Raw genomic sequence first — 5,946 nt, 5'->3', positions numbered from 1 at the left:
GCGCTGGCCCTGGCCGCCGCCCGGTTGCCCGGCACCCCCGCGCAGTGCCTGCGCCGGCGGCGGGCCGCCCGGGTGCTGCTCACCGGAGGCGGGGCGCTCGGTGCGCCGCTGGCGGTGGCACTGGCCCAGTCCGGCGTCGGACAGGTGATCCCGCACCTCACCGGCCCGGTACGCCCCATCGACCTGGTCGGCACCGGCATCCCCGCCGCCGAGCTGGGCCATCCGCTGGCCCCGGCGGTTCGTGCCGCCGTGAACCGCGTCGCGCCGGGCACCGGCACCCACCCCGGCCGGACCGCCCGGGTCGACCTGGTGGTCCAGCTCGGCACCGACCGTCCGCCCGCGCTGCTCGCCGCCGGTCTCGCCCAGCGCCGCCAGCCGCACCTGCTGGTCACCCTGCGCGAGGGCATACCCATCATCGGGCCGCTCGTCCGCCCACCTGCCGGCCCCTGTCTGCACTGCGTCGAGCTGCACCGGGCCGATCGCGACCCGGACTGGCCACGGCTCGCCGCCCAGCTCGCCGCCGCCGAGCCGGCCGCCGCGGCCGCGACCGGCACGCTGCTCACGGCCACCGGGTACGCGCTGGCCGAGGCGCTGGCACAACTCGACGGCGGCAGCCCGGAGACGCTGGGCGGCGCCATGGAGATCACCGGCGCGGGGCGGTTCCGCCGCCGGGGCTGGCCGCCACACCCGGCGTGCGGATGCTCACGGGGCCGAGTCTGGGCACCAGCCCGGCCGCAGAGCAGCAGCGGTGCCCTCCGGTCGGTAACAATGACCGGGTGACCGACATCCCGCGCCGGGCCGTGTCCCGCACCGCCAAACTCGCCGCTCTGCCGCTCGGCTTCGCCGGTCGGACCGTCCTCGGCATGGGTAAGCGCGTCACCGGGCTCGCCTCCGACGTGATCTCCGCCGAGATCCAGCAGCGCACCGCCGAGCAGCTGTTCAGCGTGTTGGGCCAGCTCAAGGGCGGTGCGATGAAATTCGGCCAGGCCCTGTCGGTCTTCGAGGCGGCGCTGCCGGAGGAGATCGCCGCGCCCTACCGCCAGGCGCTGACCAAGCTCCAGGAGGCCGCGCCGCCGCTGCCAGTGGCCAGCGTGCACAAGGTGCTCACCGAGCAGCTCGGCCCGGACTGGCGGGACCGGTTCGTCGAGTTCAACGACACCCCGGCCGCCGCGGCCAGCATCGGACAGGTGCACCGGGCGCGGTGGCGCGAGCCGGGGTACGGCCCGTCGGGCGAGCCGAACAGCCGCGACGTCGCCGTCAAGATCCAGTATCCGGGCGCCGGTGACGCGCTGCTCACCGACCTCAAGCAGCTCTCCCGGCTGGGCGGGATGTTCCGGGCGATCCAGCCCGGTCTGGACGTCAAGCCGCTCCTGGTCGAGCTGCGTGAACGGATCACCGAGGAGTTGGACTACGAGCTGGAGGCCGAGTCGCAGCGCACCTTCGCCGCCGCGTACGCCGACGACCCGGAGATCTACATCCCGGCGGTGGTCTCCGGGTCGCCCCGGGTGCTGGTCACCGAGTGGGTGACGGGCACCCCGCTGGCCGACATCATCCGGGAGGGCACCGAGGAGCAGCGGGACGAGGCCGGCCGGTTGATGGCCGTCCTGCACCTCTCCGCACCGCAGCGGGCGGGGCTGCTGCACGCCGACCCGCACCCGGGCAACTTCCGGATGATGCCCGACGGCCGGCTTGGGGTGATCGACTTCGGTGCGGTCGCCCGGATGCCGGAGGGCACACCCGAGCCGATCGGTCGGATCGCCGCGCTGGCCCTGCGCAACGACGCGGACGGGGTGGTCGAGGGGCTGCGGTCCGAGGGCTTCATCGGCTCCGCCGAACAGATCGACGCCGAGGGCGTGCTCGACTTCCTCCGTCCGATGCTGGAGCCGATCGCCGCCGACGAGTTCCGGTTCACCCGGGCGTGGCTGCGAGCCGAGGCGGCCCGGCTCGCGAGCCCCCGCTCCCCCACCTACCAGCTCAGCCGGCAGCTCAACCTGCCGCCGTCGTACCTGCTCATCCACCGGGTGACGCTCGGGTCGATCGGTGTGCTCTGCCAGCTGGAGGCGAAGGCGCCGTACCGGGGCATCCTGGAACGCTGGCTGCCCGGCTTCGCCCCGGTCGCCTGACCGCCGCGCCGGTCACGCCAAGAAGGGCGGGTGCCGACTGGCACCCGCCCTTCTACACGGGGTGGTTCTAGAGAACGCCCAGGTCGCGGGCCGACCGGTTGCGGCTGGTCATGGCGACGGTACGGGCGGATCGGGTTGCCTCAGTGCTCGTGGTGGTACGACCGGCCTGAGGCCGGCGCATTCGAGCCCGGGACAACGCTTCGTGGAGTAGTTGCATCTCAAAGGCTCCAGTCGGTACGTGCAACATCGTCTTCTCACTCGCTGCCGGTGCGACACCGGCGTAGTTGGTACGGATCGGGAACATGTCAGGCTGCCAGCCGGACCGCGCCACGCACCTCGGACAGCCCACTGGCCGCCAGGCGCGCCTCGGCCTCGACCCGGAGTGCGGCGTCACGGGCGACGTCCTCCTTGCGCGGACGGCCACGGGGCCGCTTGCGCGGGACGACCGCGCCACGCTCGAAGATCTCGCCGCCCCAGACGCCCCACGGCTCCGCACGCTCCACCGCCCCGGCCAGGCACTCGACGCGCAGCGGGCAGTCCCCGCAGAGCGACTTGGCCAGCTCGAGCTGTGCAGGCGAGTCGGAGAACCACAGGTCGGGGTCGAACTTCCGGCAGGGCAGGTTCGCCTCCATCTCGACGCTCACGTCGATGGGGGCCAACGCCAGACTCATCGCCCGGTCACCTCTCTCTCACACTTCGATCTCGTGGATCGCATTCCGACGTACTTCGGCGGGGCAAAAAACTGAGGCCGCGGATCCCGGTAAGCGGGTTCCGCGGCCTCGAGGTGAGCCGGTGTCTGATGGTCAGACCGGTCTACCTCGAGGTGGAACGCCGCGGACATCCATGCGCTTCTTGGCGCCCTGAATGCCCATGCCCGTGAAGCCACTGGTCCCCTCGACTCCGGTGGGTGCGACAGTCAGGTTCAGCTCGGCCTGAACCTGGTGCACCTGCGGAACCGACGGTCGTGCGGCCGCGAGGGCCACCCGGACAGCCGACAGCGGAGCGTGGACAGACGGCATCGCCGCCAGACGCTCATAGGTGAAGATCTCCACGGGTGCCACCTCCCTCACGTTCCTCGAATCGACCAGACCAACCCCGTGAGCAGCCGGAATGGCGCCGCTCGCGTGGTGTGTCCTGAGGCTATTCCTCGCGCTGGGGCGAGGGCAAACGAATTTACGACGAGATTTCGAAAGTTTTCTCCGGGCAGACGTCGTCCACTCCCGCGCCCCCCACGAGCGCCAGCACCGACTCCCCGTAGAGCCCCAGCTTGCGGGGCCCGATCCCGGCGATGGCGATCAGCTCCTCCGGGCGGCCGGGCCGCCGCTCGGCGAGCGCCGTCAGCGTGGCGTCGGTGAAGACGACGTACGCGGGGACCTTCTGCGCCCCGGCCACCCGCTGCCGCCACTCGCGAAGCCGTTCGTGCAGCTCATCGTCGATGTCGGACGGACAGGTGGGACAGCGGCCCAGCTTGCGGTCCGGGCCGGCGAGCAGCGTCGCGCCGCAGATCCGGCAGGAGACGATCTGCGTCCGGCGCCGCTCGGGGCGACGGGCCGGACCGGTGCCACCGGTCGCTCGCTCGGCCCCGCCCGAGCGGTCCAGCTGGGGCAGGAACCGCGACGGCCGCCGGGCCCGTCCGCCCGGCGAGCGCGCGGCGGCGTACGACAGCCACAGCCACTGCCGGGCCCGGGTGATCCCGACGTAGAGCAGCCGGCGCTCCTCCTCGACCTGCTCGACGGTCTTCGCGTACGTGGTGGGCAGGGTGCCCTCGGCGAGGCCGACCAGGAAGACCGCGTCCCACTCCAGCCCCTTGGCCGAGTGCAGCGAGGCCAGCGTCACCCCGTCCACCGTCGGCACGTGCTGCTGGGCGGCCCGGCGGGCCAGCTCCTCGGTGAAGTCGGTCAGGGTGACCGGGCGCTCCACCGACGCCGCCTCGCCGATCGGCACCACCTCCGGGGTGGCCGCGTACTCCTCGGCGAGCTGGACCAGCGCGGCCAGCGCCTCCCAGCGCTCGCGGGCCGCGCCGCCGGTCGGGGGCGCGTCGGGGGCCCAGCCGACCGCGGTGAGCGCCTCGACGACGGCGGTCGGCAGCGGGGTCTCCCCCGGAATCGACCGGGTGGCGGAACGCAGCGCGACCATCGCCTGACGCACCTCGGCCCGTTCGAAGAACCGCTCCGCGCCCTGCACCACGTACGGCACCTCGGCCTCGGTGAGCGCCTTCTCGTACGCCTCGGACTGCGCGTTGACGCGGAACAGGACGGCGATCTCCTTCGCCGGCGTGCCCGCGTCGATGAGCGACCGGCAGCGGGCGGCCACCGCGTTGGCCTCGGCCGGCTCGTCCGTGAAGATCCGCAGGTCCGGTTCGGGGCCGGGCGGGCGCTGGCCGCTCAGCTCCAGCCGCAGGCGCGCCTCGGTGCCCCGGGCCTGGGAGATCACCGCGTTGGCCAGCCCGACCACCTGCGGGGTGGAGCGGTAGTCGCGGACCAGTCGCACCACTGTGGCATTGCGGTGCCGGCGCGGAAAGTCGACCAGGTACGCCGAGGTCGCCCCGGTGAACGAGTAGATCGTCTGGCTGGCGTCTCCGACCACGGTCAGGTCGTTCCGGCCGGCCAGCCAGGCTTCCAGCAACCGCTGCTGGAGTGGGTTGACGTCCTGGTACTCGTCGACCACGAAGTGCCGGTACTGGCTGCGGACCTGCTCGCCGACGTCCGGGTGCTCCTCGATGCCCCACACCGCGGCGCGCAGCATGTCCTCGAAGTCGATCACGCCGTTAGAGCGCTTGAGCTGCTCGTACGCGGTGAACACCTCGGCCACCTTCGCCGGCTCGTGCGGCGTGTCGCGCAGCGCCCGGGCCGCCGACACCACGTAGTCCCCCGGCTCGACGAGCGACGACTTGGCCCACTCGATCTCGCCGGCCAGGTCCCGCGCGGCGGCCCGGTCGGTACGCAGACCGACCCGGGCGGCGGCGAGGGTCACCAGCCGCACCTTGCTGTCCAGCAGCTCGGGCATCGCCCGGCCGGCCAGCAGCCGGGGGGCGAAGTAGCGCACCTGACGCAGGGCGGCGGCGTGGAACGTCCGCGCCTGCACACCGCCCACGCCGAGCACGGTGAGACGACTCCGCATCTCGGCGGCGGCGCGGGCGGTGAAGGTGACGGCGAGCACGTGCCGGGGCGAGATCTCGCCGGAGAGCGCCCGGTGGGCGATCCGGGAGGTGATCGCGCGGGTCTTGCCGGTGCCCGCGCCGGCCAGGATGCAGACCGGCCCGGCGGGTGCGGTCACCGCGGAGCGTTGCTCCGGGTCCAGCCCGGCGAGCACGCGTTCCGACGCTGAGTGAACCACCACAACCAGGAATCATCTCAGCTCCTCCGGACGTTGCAGCGAACAGCCTCGGCTTGACCCGCAAGCCGGCGGTGGAGGAGTTGGAGGATCGGACCATGCTGACGATGTATTCCACCCCCTGGTGCGGCTACTGCCACCGGCTGAAGTCGCAGCTCGACCGGGAGGGCATCGGGTACGAGGTGGTCGACATCGAGCAGGACCCGAAGGCCGCCGAGTTCGTGATGAGCGTCAACGGCGGCAACCAGACGGTGCCGACGCTGCGCTTCGCCGACGGCAGCGCCCTGACCAATCCCTCGATCACCCAGGTCAAGCAGCACCTGGGGACCATCACCGCCTGACCGGCCGGGTCATCCTCGACGAGCGGCCGCCCCATTCGGGGCGGCCGCTCGTCGTGTCCGGTGTCCGTCATCGGCGCGGCGCCGGGCGGGTCCCGGTCACCACCTGCCGGTCGGCGTCCTCGACCGGCAGGTGGTGACCGGGACCCGCC

At 72.8% G+C, this 5,946-nt stretch carries 6 protein-coding genes; 3 read left to right on the top strand and 3 right to left on the bottom strand.

The window, feature by feature from the left end:
* Positions 1-780: TOMM precursor leader peptide-binding protein (locus DKT68_RS14270; RefSeq protein ID WP_109817889.1), on the top strand; the 780-nt coding region annotated here is incomplete at its 5' end.
* A complete protein-coding gene (locus tag DKT68_RS14265; RefSeq protein WP_109817888.1) occupies positions 777-2,123 on the top strand; it encodes an ABC1 kinase family protein in 1,347 nt (448 codons plus the stop codon). The genes DKT68_RS14270 and DKT68_RS14265, both read left to right, overlap by 4 nt.
* 305 nt (positions 2,124-2,428) lie before the next feature.
* Here DKT68_RS14265 and DKT68_RS14255 read toward each other — a convergent pair whose 3' ends face one another.
* The 3 genes from DKT68_RS14255 to DKT68_RS14245 all read right to left on the bottom strand — a co-directional run bounded on the left by DKT68_RS14255 (position 2,429) and on the right by DKT68_RS14245 (position 5,462).
* A complete protein-coding gene (locus tag DKT68_RS14255; protein ID WP_109817887.1) occupies positions 2,429-2,794 on the bottom strand; it encodes a WhiB family transcriptional regulator in 366 nt (121 codons plus the stop codon).
* A 132-nt stretch (positions 2,795-2,926) separates the two neighbouring features.
* Positions 2,927-3,142 (bottom strand): hypothetical protein, encoded by a 216-nt coding sequence (locus DKT68_RS14250; RefSeq protein ID WP_407940742.1) that lies wholly within the window; start codon positions 3,140-3,142, stop codon positions 2,927-2,929.
* A 154-nt stretch (positions 3,143-3,296) separates the two neighbouring features.
* Positions 3,297-5,462, bottom strand: a complete 2,166-nt coding sequence (locus DKT68_RS14245) for an ATP-dependent DNA helicase UvrD2 (protein ID WP_109817885.1) — start codon at positions 5,460-5,462, stop codon at positions 3,297-3,299.
* Positions 5,463-5,554: 92 nt separating this feature from the next.
* Here DKT68_RS14245 and DKT68_RS14240 point away from each other — a divergent pair, with 92 nt between their 5' ends.
* Positions 5,555-5,797, top strand: a complete 243-nt coding sequence (locus tag DKT68_RS14240; RefSeq protein ID WP_109817890.1) for a mycoredoxin — start codon at positions 5,555-5,557, stop codon at positions 5,795-5,797.
* The last annotated feature ends 149 nt before the right edge of the window (positions 5,798-5,946 follow it).

Origin of the sequence: Micromonospora acroterricola (genome assembly GCF_003172955.1) — a bacterium.
GTDB lineage: Bacteria > Actinomycetota > Actinomycetes > Mycobacteriales > Micromonosporaceae > Micromonospora > Micromonospora acroterricola.
This window is presented reverse-complemented; position numbering and strand designations above follow the sequence as displayed.

Excerpts from the sequence above, each read along its gene's own strand:
- DKT68_RS14255 (WP_109817887.1), bottom strand. The coding sequence starts at position 2,794 with ATGAGTCTGGCGTTGGCCCCCATCGACGTGAGCGTCGAGATGGAGGCG.
- DKT68_RS14250 (WP_407940742.1), bottom strand. The coding sequence starts at position 3,142 with ATGCCGTCTGTCCACGCTCCGCTGTCGGCTGTCCGGGTGGCCCTCGCG.
- DKT68_RS14240 (WP_109817890.1), top strand. The coding sequence starts at position 5,555 with ATGCTGACGATGTATTCCACCCCCTGGTGCGGCTACTGCCACCGGCTG.